The sequence below is a fragment of the Pantoea sp. GbtcB22 genome (assembly GCF_019091025.1).
Classification (GTDB): domain Bacteria; phylum Pseudomonadota; class Gammaproteobacteria; order Enterobacterales; family Enterobacteriaceae; genus Pantoea; species Pantoea leporis.
This window is the reverse complement of sequence record NZ_JAGXKB010000004.1, coordinates 396,454-415,576: the sequence shown is the minus strand read 5'-3', so window position 1 is coordinate 415,576 and position 19,123 is coordinate 396,454. Positions and strand designations below refer to the sequence as shown.

The window sequence follows — 19,123 nt, the reverse complement described above, 5'->3', positions numbered from 1 at the left end:
TTCTTTTCTTGTTGGCCAGTAAATGGAAGTGATTAAGAACAGGGGCTTCAGAATTTATTTACCATGAGATGAGCGAAAATAATTACTACATTTTAAAAGCTCTGGATGACTGATTAAATTCATTAGCCATTCATCCAGAACATCATCAAAAACATTTTAATTTTCCACTTGAAACGATTTTCCTGAATTATTTATAAGGAATAATCAAAGCAGTTCAACCGCCTCTTGCAATTCAAGTAACTGGTTTTCTAGCCTTCGATAAAGCACCAGCATTCTTTCATATGCTTCGTCTCTATTAGTTTCATGCTGCAATTCAGTACACAACATTACAATAGCATTTGCACCTAGCACTTCAGCTGCACCTGCTATGCGATGTGAATGTTTATCAACCGACTCCCAATCCGCCTTATCGAGCGCAAGTTTCAGCATTGCCAAATCCTTGTTATTTTCAGCACAAGTATTTCTCAAGGTATCAATGATTAATCTTTCATCACCACCCATTATTTTTCTAATATTTTCAAGGTCCAAAAGCTCATTTAGCTCTTCATAACCTGACAACTGTGAAAAATAATCATTAATCAACATACTAAGTTGCTCAATTGAAACTGGTTTGAAGATGCATTCATCCATTCCAGCGTCAAGGCATGCATTTCTCTCATCCTGTTGCGCATTCGCCGTCAATCCCCAAATAACCGCAGGGACCTCAGTTAAGCGAATAGCGGCTGCAAGCTCTTTACCGTTCATGACCGGCATTTCACAGTCAGTAATAATCAAGTCAACGGGTTCTTTATGCCATTTTTCCAGTGCCATACTGCCATCTTCAACTTCGATCACCTTGTGCCCCATCAATTCCAACTGGCGCCGCAAAAGCAAACGGTTTGTTGGATGATCATCTACAATTAAAACCGAAATTTTCTCACTATGTTGCGTATTATTTTCACTTAAAGTTAACTGCTCATTTATACCCACATTGTTGGTTTCGACGGAACGATATTTCACCTCAAAAGTGAGAGTAATAGTTGTTCCCTCTCCAGGATGGCTCTCAATATTGAATTCTCCGTCCATTTGGCGTAACAATTCAGCACTTATGACCAAACCAAGTCCACTGCCTGTCTGTTTTTTTCCTTCCTCAAGTTGCTTGAATGGGACAAACAGCTGTCGTCTATCTTCCTCACTCATTCCAATACCGGAATCATAAACGGATATATGCAGTTTAATATTTTCGTTAGTTTTAACTGAACTCTTTAAGCTGATCCCTACCGTGCCAGTGTGAGTGAACTTTATGGCATTACTCAAATAATTAAACAAAATCTGCTTAAGTCGCTGTGGATCTATCCACACTTCTAACTCTTCCGCAATCTCAGCCTCAGCTAAGAGTGTGAGACCTTTTTGCCTTGCAAGTCCGTCAAAGATCCTTAGAGCCGAATTAATTAATCTTTTAGGATCTACCCACTCTGGAGTCAATTCAAGATTACCAGACTCAATTTTGGCCATATCAAGTACGTCACCTATAAGCTCAAGCAACGACTGTGATGAACTATAGGCGAGACGAATAGCCTCACCGTCTGGATTATCTAATTTTCGTACGTTTTGAGCCAATTCAAGAAGGCCAATAATGGCGCTGATTGGAGTGCGAATTTCATGGCTCATTGTAGCTAAAAAACGACTTTTTTCTTTGCTGGCCTGTTCTGCTTGAATACGTGCGGTTGATAGTTCCTCCAACAGCCGTTCTCTGGATGTAATATCCTGCCAGCCGCAAATAACACCTCGAACATTGTCGTTATTCTCACGCAGCGGGACGGCCCAGTGCGCGATCAGCCGTGTTTCTTTTCCGTTATAGACGTTAATATTTTCGAGATGAACCTCGCCCTCTGGATGTTCCGGATGCTCAAAAAGTGACAGCAAAGATGGAAGTATTACCGAGAGAGGTTGCCGTCTGTCGTTCAAGCTAAGATTTAAATCTCCTTGGCTAGCATGAGAAAAAAATGCTAGCCAGGCTTTGTTGCGGCTAATGACTTCACCGCTGCTATCTACTACATAGATTGGTGTTGGGGAGCCATCTAGCAATGTATCCCGGAAGTTTAATTGCGCGAGCAACTCTGCCTGAGCTTGTTGCTTCACTTTCATTGTCCTACGCAACGACCATGCCCATATCAGCGTACTAGCAGCCAGCAATAGCGCGAGAGCAAACATTATAAAATATTGCGTACTATAGAGACGCCACGTTTGCAGAGGAGTATCGGGAATACCCTGCCATTTGTTCAGAATTTTTGCATAGGAGCGAGGCTGAATATCGGCAAGAATTTTATTTAGAATACTTTCAAGCTCTCGATCTTTACGTCCGAGTGCAAAACTTATTTCAGCAGGAGACTCTCCTACGCGTGATGCAATTCTGAGTTTTCCAGAAAAATAACGTTGAATCATATAGTCAGCGCTGACTTGGTTGTTAATTGCTCCGTCTACTTTTCCCTCATCGACTAATCTCATCGCTAAGGTACTATTTGCAGCATAAACCCACGTTATATCGGGATGCTGTCGAGTCAAGCTATCGACCAATGTATTGCCACGCGTAGTAGCTATTTTTAGTTTCCCAATAAGGTCCTTAGGCGCACCTGCATTATTTCTTACCACCAAAACAAAAGGTGCAAATAAAAACGGCCTGGTATAGCTAACATCCTCACTTCTTTCTTTACTGTAACTTATCGCAGAAATCATATCCGCTTCATCACTTTGCACTTTCTTCAACATTTCATCAGTATCATTAGCAGCAATATACTGAAACTTTAATCCAGTGCGTAGCCCTATTAAATTAAGCAGATCATGGCTTATACCGTGAAATTCTCCGTTACTGCCTTGCATTATTATGGGGGCAAAATAAGGGCTGGCGAGTACATTTATGACAGGGTGCTTTTTGAGCCATGACTCTTCTTGCTCAGTGAATATTATCGGTTTTTTAAGCCATGAGAAATCCGGACCAAGAAACCAAGAGTTAATAATTGCATCATCTTGTAGCGGAGGAACTGCCTTTAATACGGTATTAATCGCATGTAACAGCACATCATCTTGTTTCCGTACAACGAAAGTTGCACCACTACCAGTGACTGGCAAAACTTCTTTTAGGGAGAGGATGTTATTATAATTACGGTCAATCTGAAAGCTCGCCGTGGTGATATTACCCAGCATTGCATCCACTTTATCTAGAACCAATGCAGAAATGGCGCTCTGATTTGAAGAATACCGAATTATTTTCGCACTCGGGTAGTAGTTTTCTATCTGTTTATCGGTCAAATAATCTTGCGCAACTCCAAGAGTAAAGGCCTTGTCTGTCGACACTCTACTATTGCTGGGAATATCCTTTATCACCAGCGCTGGATTGTTTTCTATATACTCGTCACTTTCTGTGAACAACTGTTCATCTCTTGGAGGTGTACCGGGGTCATCCATAACTGTGTCAACTTCACCGGCCGCCAACGCATTGAAAGCCTCATCTCGATTTGAGTAACGATAAACATTTATTTTTAATCCTAACTGAGCGCTTACAATTGATAGATAATCAGCAGAAATCCCCTCATAAATATTAGGCTTTAAAATAATATCAATGGGTGGGTTTTGTGGATTCCATGTGGCGACATTCAGAGTTTTTTTCAAACCCAACCATCGCCAATCTTCATCTTTTAATTGGAATGAAAATTCTGCGGGAACCTGTCGAGTATATAATGTTAAGGGCTGATTTTTTCCATCAACAGCCAAGGCACTCCAGGAAAGACAGCACAACAGAATCAAAAAAATCATTTTCAAAATAGTGTTACCTTATCTGACCTGAAATACCTGTAATGTATGATTAATTTTCTATTTAAAGTAGTCTTTATACTTGAACAATTCGGCATCAGAACGCAGCCCAAGCTTACGTAATGCAACCTGTTTATGTCCGCTTACTGTTTTACGATGGCGGGAGTATTTTTCAGCAATCTGCTTGATGCTCATACCATCGAGAAAGCAACGCAAGACTTCCATTTCTCTCGGGCTCAGTGCGCGTAATTTGATGCGTAATTCATCTGAAGGGCCTTCTTTAGGAATATAAGCCAGCATTTCGCGGTCGCCTTCGGCCACTAATTGAATTTTGTACTGCATATCCTGAGATAGATAGATTTTTCCACTCGCTACATATTCAATGCTACGAATGATTTCATTGAAATCTTTGCTTTTTCCTATAAATCCTTTAACTCCCGCCTGCAAAATCAGCTGAACTATTGCAGGGCTTTCAACTGAAGATGACACTAAAATACTGAGATCGGGGTAGTGGCTTCTGACTTGTTGCACCATTACGAGCCCATCAACGCCGTCATCACCTAAAATATAGTCGAGAATCAATACGTCAATACTTTGCTTCTTGAGAATCTCAAGCATCTCTTTTCGGCTTGAACAAACAGCAACCAATTCAATACGTGATGATGCCTTCATGGTAAATTCATAGGCATTGCGTATAAGAGGATGATCATCCAATACCATTACGCGGATAGGGTCAACTGTAGGTTCAATCATCTTGTCTCCTGGTAAAAATGTTGTTGTCATCATTCAATTTATTGGCTGAGCCACTTCGTTAAGATCCCGGCACTGGCGTATCCCTGGAAAACGGCACTATAGCTGTCAAACCGGCTTGTAACTTCTCCGACACGGTTGCCGTAAAATTCTGATTCGGCACTAAGGACATCCAACAACGTTCGCTTGCCTAAGTGATACCATTGGTCGAAGAAATCCACCCGGATACGGTCAGTTTCTCGAGATAAATTCTGATACATTGCGGCACGCTCTCTAAGCGAAATGGCATCTTGATCAGCTGTACGAATTTTATGTTCAAGGTCGCGTGTTGTTTCTTCGATCTGCTGGCGGCTGGCTTCTGCCCGCATCAAAGCTGCTCGCTCTGATGCGTTGGTTGAGCCGCCACGGAAAATACCCCAGCTTAGCTGTAAACCGGTTTTAAATGGCTCACGACGGCCAATCTCATCTTCTCCAGTATTCTTGCTGACCACCCAGTTCAGCGCAGGTAATCCTGACGCTTTTACTGCCGCAGCCTCCTTAAGCGTAGCTTCTGTTTCGGCACGGGCTTTAGCAATGAGGGGATTATCACTGATCGCCCTCAACTGCAGGTCCAGATTAGGGGCAGTAATCTGCCATTGCGTCGTGCGTGGTAAAGTAATTTCTGCATCACCAATATATTTATACAGATTAATCTCTATTTCGCGAGCGCGAGAAACAGCCGCGTCCAATGAAGTTTTCGCCTTCAAAAACTGGCCCCTAGCCTGAGTCAGCTCACTTCTGCGTCCTGGATCGGCAGCAACAATCCCGCTCAGCATAGTGGTGAGTTGATTCATGCGCGCCACATACTGCTCACTTATTGAAATGATTAATCGTTCTTTACTCAACTCAATAAGCTGGCTGCTGACTTCCCACGCTGTATTTTCAGATTCTGCCGCTACGCCACTGTTAGCCGCTTTTGCACTTGATTCACGGCTTTCGATGGTATTTGACAATCTCCCAAAATCGTAAACGGTAGTGACCATGTTAACTGTGACCGCTGGGATATCACTTTGATGAGTGCGCGCGCCACCGCCAAAATTAATACTTTTACTGTTAGTGGATACATCCACCTGCGGCCATCGTTGACCTTTCGCTTCGGAGACATTCTCTTGAGCAGCCTGAAATTCCGCTCGAGAACGATTCAACGTTGGGCTCATCCGGTTAGCGAGTGATACTGCTCCGTAAATGATCTCCTTAATCTGGCGCTCGGCAGTAATCTGACCTTCTTGAACCGGGATACTCGGCTGCGCCTTAGATGGCCGCCAAGATTCTGCCTGTGTCCCTGGCGCCTCCGCAGATAAAAGCGACGTATGCTTAGTCGTGTCGGCTAAATTGCGTACCGGAGGGGTAACTGCTGATACTACCGGCACTTCATGTGGCACGGACGTTACAGCTGGTGCCACCTCAGATTTAGTTACCATTACCGCTGCAGCCTCAATGATTGGTGCTGTAGCAAGTTTAGGTACTGATGCCGGTACACTCTCCAATACTGGCGCTGCAACTGGTACAGGGGCGATAACTGATTTAGCCGCAGGTACATTGATCGGCAGCGCTGCCGTCGTATTCTTAGTTACTATTGCAGGTGCCGGTTCTAATGATGAGTGGGCGACAAAACTCAGCAGTTCGTCATCCTCATTAGCAACAGCACTAAAAATACTCAAAGTGGCAAGCGCCGCAGAAATAGCTAGAGAAACAAAATTTCTTTGTTTAATTTTAAAATGACAGTTCATTATTAACGCTCACGAAATGCTTCACGGGCCTTGAATACAGGTTTCAATAAATAATCCAGGATGGTTTTTTCTCCCGTTTTTATTTCAACCGTAGCAACCATGCCCGGAATAATCGGCAATTGTTTTCCGCCTGCCTCAAGATAGCTTTTATCCGTTAACACCATGACTCGATAATAAGTATCATCCGGTCGACCCGCAGCAGCTTTTTGGTCATCCTTTAGTGTATCTGGACTAATAAGCTCGACCCTTCCCGTTAAACCACCGTAGATACTGTAGTCATATGCAGTGATCTTCACAGTGGCGGGTAAACCTGGGCGTAAAAATGCAACGTCAGAAGGCTTTATTTTTCCTTCAACTAACAATTGGTCTTCAAGCGGCACTATTTCGAGAATATGTTCACCAGGTTGAATAACTCCACCTATTGTATTGACTCGGATATTTTTTACTGTGCCTCTGACTGGAGCATTAATTGTTGTACGCTCGACAATATCAGCACGGCCAATTAGATTCTCCGATGTTTGCGACAACTCAAGCTCTAGCTTGATGAGCTCACCATTAGCTTCTGCCTGATACTTGTTTTTTCGCTCTGTTATCTGAGAGAGAATATCATTTGCCTGTCGACGCATACGCAGTAACTCTACTTCGGAGAGTAGCCCCCTCGCGGCTAGTGGCTGAGCAAGTTGAATTTCACGGTTAGATAGTGAGTAGCTTCTTTCTAGTGCACTCACACTCTCTACCAACGCACGTTTACGAGAATCGTATGCTCGAGTTTCTTGTTCAACAACAGCTGGGTCCTGCTTAACCATATCGTCAAATTGCAGTGGCAAGTCGTATGCCTCTGCACGAAGGCGGGCGATGGTAGCCTTTAATCCAATAACTTTCGAAAGCGCTTCTCGATAACTAGATTTAGCGCGCGTTGGGTCGATTTTTAACAATACTTGACCGCGTTCTACAATATCGCCTTCATGAATATTCATTTCTGCAAGAATACCACCTTCCAGACTTTGAATAACTTGCTCACGACTTTTTGATATAATTTTTGATTCGCCCTGAGTTATTTCTTCAACTCTGGCAAACTTAGCCCACAACAGCCCACCTGCCAGCACTACCAACATCAGATAAATTACCAGTTTTGAACCAGGTGTTGTCTGAGATAATAACGAAGCCTGTACGTCCTGCATAAATTCGGCGTCAGAGGAAGAAATCGCTGAGGATGTTTTCTTTTGCCAAAACCTATTCATTGAATAATTTACCTGTTTTAAATTTTGGCGTAAGAGTTGTATTACGCCGAAGACAGGAAAATTCTGACACAACAGAAAAAATACCCTTCCGAGATTTGTCTTGTAGACAAAAAAACACGGTCGAAGGTTAGCTAGCTTTTATTTTAACTTCCTGAGGTTTGGTTGGATGTAGACGTGCTAATACAGCCTCTTTTGGGCCATCCAGCATGATTTTCCCTTCATCGATAACCACAATGCGGTCCACCAACTGCAAAAGAGAGTGGCGATGGGTGACAATAATGAGCGCCTGGCCATTGATAGATTTATCAAGTTGGCGCATGAACTGCAGCTCGGTCTGAACATCCATCGCACTTGTTGGTTCATCTAACAAAATGATGCGAGGTTCGGCCAGAAGGCTTCGAGCTAAAGCTACCAGTTGACGCTGACCGCCGGAAAGCGCATCTCCTCCCTCACCAACCTGTAGGTTGATTCCTGCCGGGTGACGGGCGGCCACGTTGTCCAGCCCTGTTAACTGAAGTACACGTAATAAGGCCCCAGGTGCTGCATCAGGGCAACCAATCATAATATTATCGCGCAACGTACCGCTAAACAGTCGGCTTCCCTGCCCAACGTATGCGGTAACTTTACGCCAATCAGCAGGATCAATCTGGTTGACGTCTAAACCATCCGCAAAAATCTGCCCGCCAGTTGGTTGATATAACTGGGAAATCACGCGCAAGAGGGTAGATTTTCCACTGCCGATTTTACCAAGTATGGCAATTCGCTCGCCAGGTTTGATGCTGATATTGATACCATTAAGAATTTGGGGATTTGGTTGCATTGGCGGTGCAGGATAAGAAAATGTCACGTCTTTTAGATGCAAAGTACCGCTAAGCTTTGGCGATGGTAAGTAATCACGAGATTGATCGCGATCCACAGGTTGGTCCATTAGCGAGTTAAGTGAAGTCAACGCGGTTTTTGCTTGCTGGAAACGCACAGCAAGACCCATGATCTGGCTGAGCGGTGCAGTTGCTCTGCTGCTTAGCATCACGGTAGCAATGAGTGCACCCATGGTAAGTGCTCCAGCATCAATCATGTAGACCCCTGCAACAATGAGGATTACGGTCTGCAACTGTTGCAATAGCGCAACAACACCAGTTGCTACTGAAGAATAATGGCGCGTTTTCATCGAGGTTGCCGACTGCAATGCACTGAAGTTTTGCCATCTGCGTTGCATCCAAGCCTCACCTTGAGTTGCTTTCAGTACCTCGACGCCTTCGATAGACTCAATCAAAATTCCCTGTTTAAGAGAGGACTCTTTCAGGTTCTCTTTCATAGCTCTAGCCAAAGGCCACTGTATAATTACGCTCAGCGTGATAATTACCGGTATCATCAATAATGGTATAAAGCCCATCGGCCCAGATACAAAAAAGATAATGCCGATAAATAGCAATACAAACGGTAGATCAGTTAATGCTGCAAGAGTGGCCGAGGCCATAAATTCGCGTAATGACTCGAATTCTCGCAACTGGTTGGCAAATGCACCTGATGAGGCGGGTTTATGTTCCATACGTACCGAGAGCGCCTGACGAAATAGCACACTGCCTAAAACAAGGTCAGCTTTCTTACCTGCAATATCAATTAAATGTGCGCGCACATAACGAGATACAGCTTCAAATATCATCGCAACTGTAACGCCTATCGCCAGTGACCACATCGTAGTAAATGCCTGGTTTGGGATTACCCGGTCGTAAACATTCATAGTAAAAAAGATGCTGGCCAGAGCTAGAACGTTAACTAATACCGCCGCAATTGCAGCACTGCGATAGTAGCTACGATAGCGCCATAGAGTACTGAAAAACCAATGCCCTTTAGCAGGAAGCAATTCGTCATTTTCGGTGGGATTTAATTCAGCCTTTGGTTTGACCAGAATGGCATAGCCCGCATAGATTTGATTAAGTTCTTCGTGTGTCATCAATACAGCTTCATTGCTGACTTCAGGCAATAAGACGTGGTACTGCCAGAACAACTTACCGTTTTCATCCTTGGCTTTGACGCGATCAAGCAGCAGACAGCCACCACTTTCATGGCGCGTAAGAATGATAGGCATAACCTGAACGGGTAATTCGTGAGGATGGCGTTTAACCAATCCTCCAGTCATCCCTGCATTTTGAAGCGCCTGGAGTGCTAATGAAGGCGAAAGTCTAGCGGCTCGAGGTAGTCCTGCGAGCAGTGCTGATTCGCTTTTTTGTGCGCCATAATGCTGACAGATCCATCCCACGCTTTTCAGTAATGTGTCGTCAATTTTGGCATAGCTTTGTGCTCCTGCAACATCATCCGTGAAAGAGTTCTGATTAGGCTCAGATGTCATGATTAGGTTCTCTTGGAATTAAAAAAGAGGAACCAAAGGGTTCCTCACAGTGCAGGAAAATTCTGACGTAATCGCGACGCCACCATTCACAAGATTTGTCTCGGAGTGTCTTGTCTTGATATAGCGAAAATACCCACCACAAATGTGTTTGCGGTGGGTAATATTTAGCAAAAGAGAATTACTCCAGGCGGTTAGCATCCACACGAACCACTACTCGGCGGTCAGGAGCCATACATGAAATACGTTCGGCACGACTACCACTGCACTGCTGGCTTACAGGCTCGTTGCTGCCCGCACTCTCAGCCGAAACGCTGCGTGCAGGGATGCCGTTTTCAATAATCATACGGCGTACCGTCTGGGCACGTTGCAAGCCAAGACGCTGATTTGCGGAAGCGGAACCAATCGCATCGGTATGGCCGGTAACAGTGATGTGATTAACGTTGACAGTACCTTGTTTAATCTGACTTACCAGTTGGCGAACAGCTTCTTCACCTTGCCCGCTGACATCACGGCGAGCTGATTTGCCAAAGGCAAACAATACATCACCGGAAAGTGTGTAATCTTTATACTGGCTGGCCTTGTATTGGCATTGCTGTACGGATGATGCTCGCGACAAGGTGTGTACTTGCTGCTTTAATCCCTGTAATTCCTGCTCAGCTTGCTCGCGCGAAACAGTCAATGGTCGTCCGTTGTTACCGGAATCAACCTTAACAAAGTAAGTTTTTCCAGCGACCAGCGTATCGCGGTAAGGCTGCTGATTTTTGCCTTGATAGCCCGGAGCATCATTGACCCAAGCGCCTAAAGAGTGGCTACCTGCGGCGACGCAGAAAGTAGTGTAGCCACCGCTTAATAAAGCCGCCTGGTACTCACCATCTACATAAACATGAGCGGCAGCTTTTTCATTGGAGCCCGCACTGCGATAATAAACAATCTGAGCTTGAGGCGCCGATACAGAAGCTACTGGTGTGTAGCCGTTACCAAATGCACTGGTTTCTACCTGAGCAAATGTTGATAGCGGTAAAATAATCATTCCTGAAAGCACTACGGCCAACAGTTTAGATGGATAAAATTTCATAACTCCTCCACGGGCTTCCATTGGAAGCCCGGTTTTATTAATTTGATTAAATAATAACTGCGTTTAAATAACGATGATTATGACTGGTTAGTTTGAATACCTTCTTGTACCAACAATTCAGCCTCTAACGAGCTATGTTGATAAACTTCATAGGTTTTACCACCTGACGTTACCGTGCCATCAAGTTTCACCCACTCGCTGGTATCGGTATTACTGAGTGATTCAACTAATTCGACAGTATCGTCGCTATCACCATTAATAAGCATCTGAGTTTTACCATCTTCAATGAAGAGGTCTTTCTCACCGTTATTTAAAATATCTTCGATGGAAAGTTTTAGCGTATTTTTACCGTCACCGGAAATATCAATAATCTCTACACCTTTCATCGGTTGAGTTAAACGACTCAGGTCCAGCATTTGATTATCTCCCTGAAGTTGCAGAGTATCGATGCTGTCGCTGCCTTTGATTTGCTCTGGCTGTTGATAAAGTGTCGCCACATCGTCAACTACCAGTTTACCCCCGATAAAGTCACTAACGTCGTAAGAGGTAATATCTGAAGTATCATGCTGCACATCTTCGCTTCCGATATCAGCAATCGATTTGACAGCTTTCGGCTTCACAGAAATATCATCGATGAAGAAGTCATTTCCATTCAAACCAACAGAACTTAAATTCTTGAAGTGAATATCAACAACACCGGTAGTAGTTGCTGTGAAGGAACCGTAGAAATATTTCCAAACACCAGTTTTACCTTCAGCTACCACTTTCCCATCAATAATCAGTTCGAGATATGCGCCATCGCCACCAACAGGCATCGGCTTAGCAGACCCGGCCATATATGAAATGTTGTAGGTTTGCCCAGCCACTACCTCAATTTTGTTGCTCATTACAGTACCGGCCCAGTTAATACTGTCGTCGTAAGTACCGAAAGCAAGCACATCATCGCGGAAAGTCGATAAACTTGGATATGTAGAGTGCAAATAATCACGCTGATACGTTGATGAAATTGTCCAGCCCTGATTTGAATGCCCGGCGAAATCCCAGAAGTAGCTTTTCGCTTCACCAATGGTGAGTGAGAATTTACCGCTGTTGCTGCTATGGTTTCCTGCCTCATCCTCAGAGGAAGCACGGAATTCCCATACCGTACTCTTATCAAGTGCAGGCGGAGTCCACGACCAGTTGCCATTCTCATCAGCAATTACAGTGCCACCAGGCGCCCATGGATCTGTGCTTCTGCCATATTCAATAAATACTGTGCTACCCGGTTCAGCAGTGCCGTGCAGTTCAGGGGTGGTGTCGTCGGTTATACCGCCATTTGAAACATTGCCAGTGCTGCTTCCTGCGTTATCGTAGGCATAGTCAATTTTTGGAGCAACAGGTGCTTCAGTATCAACAATAATTGTATACGGATCAGAGGATACAGAGCTGTTACCCGCTGGGTCAGTGGCAATAATCGTAAATTCATGCTGGCCGTCCAGTAATGGAGTTACCGGCGTGAAGCTCCAGCGACCATCGTCACCAACAATGGCTGAGCCAATCACATTGTTTCTATCGCTAATAGTAACAATGTCGCCTGGATTCAGCTTGTCGCCACTCAAAGTCGGCGTGCTGTCATCAGTGCTATGGCCATCAGCGACGGTGCCCTGAATTTTGCCGACATCATCGCTGATATCGACGATTTCAGGTTTACCCGGACTGGTCTGATCAATTTCCAGTACAAACGGCGCGGTGGCATCGGTTTCACTGCCATCAGCATTCACGGCTTTTGCGGTAAAACTGTGACTGCCATCGCTCAACGTATTTGTGGTGAAGCTCCACACGCCTTGCGAGTTGGCAGTAGCGCTCCCCATCAACGTAGTGCCTTCATAGATGTTTACCACTACACCTGCAGTTGCCTTTCCAAACAGCGTTGGTGTGTCATCATTTGTCAGGCTGCCGCTAGACAGATTGCCAGTAAATGCTTCGACATCATCAAAGGCATAATCAATGCTTACCAAGACCAGACTGGTATCAACGGTAAAGTCGATCGGAGTGCTTTCAGCACTCTGATTGCCTGCCTCATCTTCAACAATGGTGCTAAAGCTGTGGTCTCCATCGGCTAATGGTGGAACTGGCGTAAAGCTCCATTTGCCATCATCTGCAACTTTCGCAGTGCCGATTTCATTACCATTGTCTTTGATAATTACAATCGCGCCAGGTTCAGCTGTGCCGCTGTAGAGCGGGGTGCTGTCATCGGTAGTGTCACCATCATGGATTTCACCAGTAATAGCGCCTACGTCATCTGTCAGCATTTCAGATTTAGCGGGGTCTGGTGCAGTGGTATCAACTACAATTGGGAACTCGCCAGTCATTGCACTTAAATTGCCAGCAGAATCTTTCGATTGAGCCGTAATATTATGCAAGCCATCATTCAAAGCATGAACAGCATCTGGAGTGAAACTCCAGCGGCCATCACTGCCGACAGTAACCGATCCCAGAGCCACACCATCGGCGAATACTGTCAACACAGTGCCTGCATGGCCTGTTCCTTCGATGGTCGGACGATCATCGTTGGTCAGACCGTTCTTTTGCAGATAGCCAGTGTGAGCTTCCAGATCGTCATAGATACCGGTAATTGCTGGGGCATTAGGAATACCACCAACCACTAAAGTAAAGTCAAACGCATCAGAAGGTTCGCTAGTGTTACCGGCTGCATCTTCTGCAACTGCCGTGAGATCATGAGCTCCCGGCGTGAGCGGTAACGGAGGCATAAAGCTCCAATCACCATTGCTATCGGCTTTCACGGTACCAAGTGCAGTATTACCATCATAGATAGTGACGATGCTGCCTGGCTCTGCTGTTCCCTTGATTTCTGGGGAAGCATCATCCGTCGTATCGCCTGCAGTCAACGGACCGGTTACATCACCTTGGTCATCTATCACAGAGGTAATTACAGGTTTAACAGGTGCTTCTGTATCAATAATTACCAGATACGGGTCGGATGGATCGGAGCTGTTGCCAGCTGGATCGGTAACAATGACGGTAAACTCGTGATCGCCATCCGGCAGTGGGGTTTCCGGCGTGTAGCTCCAGTCACCATCTTCTCCGACAATTGCGGTACCAATATCTTCACCATTATCGATAATGGTAACCACATCACCCGGGTTCAGGCCACCGCCGCCGATAGTAGGCGTGCCATCGTCGGTGCTGCCGCCATCTTCTACAGGTCCCTGAATATCACCCACGTCATCAATGATTTCGCCGATTTCTGGCTGATCAGGTTTTGCGGCATCAATTTCCAGCACAAACGGTGCTGTTGCATCGCTTTCGCTGCCATCTGCGTTCACCGCTTTAGCGGTAAAGCTGTGGCTACCATCTGTCAAAGTGGTGGTGGTAAAGCTCCAGACACCCTTAGAGTTAGCAGTGGCGCTACCCAGCAGGGTCGTGCCTTCATAAATGTTTACTACCGCATGAGGCGTGGCTTTACCGAACAGTGTTGGCGTGTCGTCGTTAGTCAGACTGCCGCTTGCAAGATTGCCGGTTAAGGCTTCTACGTCATCGAAGGCGTAATCAATACTTACCGCGACTTTGCTGGTATCAACGATAAAGTCGATCGGCGTACTTTCTGCGCTTTGATTACCTGCAGCATCCTCAACAATTGTGCTGAAGCTATGGTCGCCATCCTTAAGGGCTGGTACTGGCGTGAAACTCCATTTACCGTCATCACCAACCTTAGCAGTACCAATTTCAGTACCGTTATCTTTGATAATTACCGTTGCGCCCGGCTCCGCTGTACCACTGTAAAGCGGAGTGCTGTCATCGGTAATGTCGCCGTCATGGATTTCACCGGTAATCGCGCCCACGTCGTCGGTGAGCATTTCAGATTTAGCAGCATCTGGTGCTGTGGTATCAACCACAATCGGGAATACGCCAGTCATCACGCTCAGGTTACCTGCCGCATCGGTCGATTGCGCAGTGATTTTGTAACGTCCATCAGCCAGCGCATGAATGGCATCTGGAGTAAAGCTCCAGCGTCCATCACTGCCAACAGTTACAGAACCATATGCGAAGCCATTAACAAATACTGTTAGCAGACTACCTGGTTGCGCTGTCCCTTCAATTGTTGGCTGGTTGTCGTTTGTCACACCTTCTTTCTGTAGATAACCAGTATGGGCTTCTTGGTCATCATAGATACCAGTGATCGCAGGAGCGGTTGGAATACCACCTGTGATCAACGTGAAATCAAAGGCATCTGACTCTGGGCTCACGTTACCTGCGGCATCCTGAGATTTCGCAGTGAGATCATGCTTACCAGGGATTAATGGGAATTGTGGTGTAAAGCTCCAGTTGCCAGCATTGTCTGCCGTCACGCTGCCGATTGCGGTAGTACCATCATAAATGGTGACCAGACTGCCTGCTTCTGCGGTTCCCTGGATCTCTGGACGCGCATCATCAGTGACATCTCCCGCAGTCAGTGCGCCTGTATCGTCGCCTTGATTGTCGATAACTGCAGTAATAACCGGCTTTATCGGTGCCACAGTATCCACGATCACTGTGTATGGATCAGAAGGTACGGAGATGTTGCCCGCTGGGTCTGTAACGATGATAGTAAATTCGTGGTCGCCATCTGCCAGTGGTGTGCCAGGTGTAAAGCTCCAGCTACCATCCTTATCAACTACCGCCGTGCCAATTTCGCTACCATTATCAATGATGGTTACAATGTCGCCCTCAGACAACTGGTCGCCGCTCAACTCAGGTGTATTGTCATCAGTAATGCCGCCGTCAGCGATAGGCCCTTGAATCAGACCAACATCATCATTGATGTCGCCAATTTCTGGTTTACCTGGTGCTTGAGTATCAATAATCACCAGGTAAGGGTCAGATGGATCGGAACTGTTGCCTGCTGGGTCAGTTACAATGACAGTGAACTCGTGGTCACCATCCGGCAGCGGAGTTTCCGGCGTATAGCTCCAGTCACCGTCTTCTCCAACAATGGCTGTACCAATGTCTTCACCATTATCGATAATGGTAACCACATCACCCGGGTTCAGGCCACCGCCGCCAATAGTTGGCGTGTCATCATCGGTGCTGCCACCGTCGTCAACTGGTCCCTGGATATCACCTACGTCATCAATGATTTCGCCAATTTCCGGCTGGTCCGGTTTAGTTAGATCAATTTCCAGCACAAACGGTGCAGTTGCATCGCTTTCGCTGCCATCTGCATTTACCGCTTTAGCGGTAAAGCTGTGGTTACCCTCGGTCAAAGAATTAGTTGTAAAGCTCCAGATACCCTTAGAGTTAGCCGTGGCGCTGCCCAGCAGGGTTGTGCCTTCATAGATATTTACTACCGCATGAGGGGTGGCTTTACCGAACAGTGTTGGCGTGTCGTCGTTAGTCAGGCTTCCACTTGCAAGATTGCCGGTTAAGGCTTCTACGTCATCGAAAGCGTAATCAATACTTACCGCGACTTTGCTGGTATCAACAACAAATTCGATCGGTGTGCTTTCTGCGCTTTGATTACCTGCAGCATCCTCAACGATTGTGCTGAAGCTATGGTCGCCATCCTGAAGGGCTGGTACTGGCGTGAAACTCCATTTACCGTCGTCACCAACCTTAGCAGTACCGATCTCAGTACCGTTATCTTTGATAATTACCGTTGCGCCCGGCTCCGCAGTACCACTGTAGAGCGGGGTGCTGTCATCGGTAATGTCGCCGTCATGGATTTCACCGGTAATCGCGCCCACATCGTCGGTGAGCAATTCAGATTTAGCGGCGTCTGGTGCTGTGGTATCCACCATAATCGGGAATTCACCGGTCATCGCGCTGTCAGTGCCTGCGGCGTCTTGCGACTGAGCAGTAATATTATGAAGACCGTCAGTCAGTTTATGCGCATCATCCGGCGTAAAGCTCCAGCGTCCGTCGTTGCCGACAGTTACAGAACCCAATGCCACGCCGTCAGCAAACACTGTCAGCAGTGTACCTGGCTGAGCAGTACCTTCGATAGTCGGGCGATCATCGTTCGTCAGACCATTTTTTTGCAGATAGCCTGTATGGGCTTCCTGGTCATCATAGATACCAGTGATAGCCGGAGCGGTCGGAATGCCGCCGGTAATTAATGTGAAATCGAATGAGTCAGATTCTGGGCTGACATTACCAGCGGCATCCTGTGCGACTGCGGTAATATCATGCTGGCCAGGGATTAGTGGAAGTGATGGCGTAAAGCTCCAGTTTCCGTTCTCATCTGCCTGCACGCTGCCTAATACTGTCTTGCCATCATAAATAGTGACAAGGCTGCCAGCTTCCGCAGTTCCTTGAATTTCCGGGCGTGCATCGTCAGTAGTATCACCTGCCGTCAGAGCTCCGGTGTCGTTGCCCTGATCGTCAATTACAGCAGTAATTACGGGTTTGTTTGGCGCAACCGTGTCCACAATAATTGTATATGGATCAGAGGGCTCAGAGCTGTTTCCTGCAGGATCTGTGACAATAACGGTAAACTCATGCTCACCATCTACGAGAGGAGTATCTGGAGTAAACTCCCAAGAACCGTCTTCTCCAACAATGGCGGTACCCAGTTCATTACCATTATCAATAATGGTCACAACATCGCCCGGCTCCAGGCCGTTGCCGCTCAGATCAGGTTGCGCATCGTTTGTGGTGCCTTGATCCGGCACACTGCCTTCAATAGGAGCCACGTCATCCCATACGTCACCGATACCGCCTTCACCTTCGCCATTTCCAGGTTTGGTTGGCGCTTGAGTATCAATCACAAAATGGAAAGGATCGTTAGGTAAGCCACGATTGCCAGCTTGGTCGATATCAACCAAGATGATTTCATAAGGGCCATCAGGCATTGCGGTAGTTGGAGTGAATGTCCAATGACCGGTTGCATCTACTGGGGCTTCGCCCAATACTTTGCCATTAGCACTAATTTCAATGATGGTGTTGGGTTCACCGGTACCGCTAAAGGTTGGTTGATTGTCGTTGGTGACGCCGTTTTCCTGGATTGAGCCAACGATTGGAGCAACGTCATCGTAGACGTCATCGAGCGTAGCTTTGCCTGGTGCGGTAATATCGATGATAAATTCAAAACCTTCAGAAGGTTCGCTTGTATTACCTTCAGGATCTTTGCCGATCAGTACGATTTCATGCTCGCCGGGCTCCATTGGTGTTTCAGGAGTGAATTCCCAGTTGCCGTTTTCGTCAACGATGGTTTCACCAATTTTCTCGTCGCCATCCCACAACTCTACCGTGTCACCTGGAGTGCCGGTACCAATGAAGGTCGGAGTAGTATCATCGGTATAATCACCATTACCGATCGAGCCAGTTTTATCTCCAACATTATCCGTAACATCTTTCAGTTCCGGGGTTAATACTGCATTGCCAGAATCACCGCCAGCTCCGCCACCACCGTTACCATTGTCGTTATTGTCATCTTTGTTGTAATGATGGATCAGATAACCCAAACCAGCAGCTGCAGCCAAAGCAGCTAATGCACCCAACGCAATAAGCGCGGGAGAGAAAGCGGAAGGAGCCATAGATAGGCCATCAAGGCTACCGATAGCATTAGCGCCAAGAGCATGAGCACTGCTCTCGCCATCTAATAGCAGGCCAGCTTCATGGTTGTCTTGTGCATCGGTAGATACATACTCATGCCATTGACCATCTTCACCTTTACCTACCAGCTCACCCGGCATAGCGTAAAAGTCTTCGATAATCATTTGAGGATGATCTGGATCGGTGCCTTCTAAAGCTACATAGAGATCGTCACCAACACGTTTCAAGGTGATGTTTTCTGGTGCAACACCGCCTTCACCCTCAGCAAGAATGTATTTTCCGCCCTTAACTGCTTTGATCTTAACTGCTTTGCCCTGCGGATTTGACTGCAGAACTTCCGCCTGGATAATCGTCTTATCCTGTACTACTGCGGCATTAACTGGAATGTTTTTCATTGCACACCTTTATTAACTGAGAAATGACCTGTTGCTTTTCTGTTTTCAACATGAAACTGAGGCACCCAGGTATTTGTCAGATTCTCCACTAAGCCTTTTTGGTGCATTAACAAGATATGTCTTGTTGGGTCTTATGCAGGTGAAAAAGTCAGTCCAAGACAAATCTTGTCGGTCTTTTCCTATTTAAATAAAGATAATTAATTAGCGAAAGGAGAGAAAGA

7 protein-coding genes are annotated in these 19,123 nt (G+C 46.2%); all 7 read right to left on the bottom strand.

From position 1 onward, the window contains the following. Positions 1-204: 204 nt before the first annotated feature. The 7 genes from KVT28_RS16185 to KVT28_RS16155 all read right to left on the bottom strand — a co-directional run bounded on the left by KVT28_RS16185 (position 205) and on the right by KVT28_RS16155 (position 18,902). Positions 205-3,792, bottom strand: a complete 3,588-nt coding sequence (locus KVT28_RS16185; protein WP_254633571.1) for a transporter substrate-binding domain-containing protein — start codon at positions 3,790-3,792, stop codon at positions 205-207. A 57-nt stretch (positions 3,793-3,849) separates the two neighbouring features. Beyond that, positions 3,850-4,542, bottom strand: a complete 693-nt coding sequence (locus KVT28_RS16180) for a response regulator transcription factor (protein ID WP_217549269.1) — start codon at positions 4,540-4,542, stop codon at positions 3,850-3,852. A gap of 38 nt (positions 4,543-4,580) precedes the next feature. Next, positions 4,581-6,308, bottom strand: a complete 1,728-nt coding sequence (locus KVT28_RS16175) for a TolC family protein (RefSeq protein ID WP_217549267.1) — start codon at positions 6,306-6,308, stop codon at positions 4,581-4,583. A gap of 2 nt (positions 6,309-6,310) precedes the next feature. Next, positions 6,311-7,549, bottom strand: coding sequence for an HlyD family type I secretion periplasmic adaptor subunit (locus tag KVT28_RS16170; protein ID WP_217549265.1), 1,239 nt, complete (start codon positions 7,547-7,549; stop codon positions 6,311-6,313). 127 nt (positions 7,550-7,676) lie between these two features. Next, complete coding sequence (locus tag KVT28_RS16165; RefSeq protein WP_217549263.1) at positions 7,677-9,899, bottom strand: type I secretion system permease/ATPase; 2,223 nt, start codon at positions 9,897-9,899, stop codon at positions 7,677-7,679. 178 nt (positions 9,900-10,077) lie between these two features. Then, the gene (locus KVT28_RS16160) at positions 10,078-10,974 is read right to left on the bottom strand and encodes an OmpA family protein (protein WP_217549261.1); all 897 of its coding nucleotides are present in this window, start codon (positions 10,972-10,974) and stop codon (positions 10,078-10,080) included. 77 nt (positions 10,975-11,051) lie between these two features. After that, positions 11,052-18,902 (bottom strand): Ig-like domain-containing protein, encoded by a 7,851-nt coding sequence (locus KVT28_RS16155; protein ID WP_217549259.1) that lies wholly within the window; start codon positions 18,900-18,902, stop codon positions 11,052-11,054. Positions 18,903-19,123: the final 221 nt, after the last annotated feature.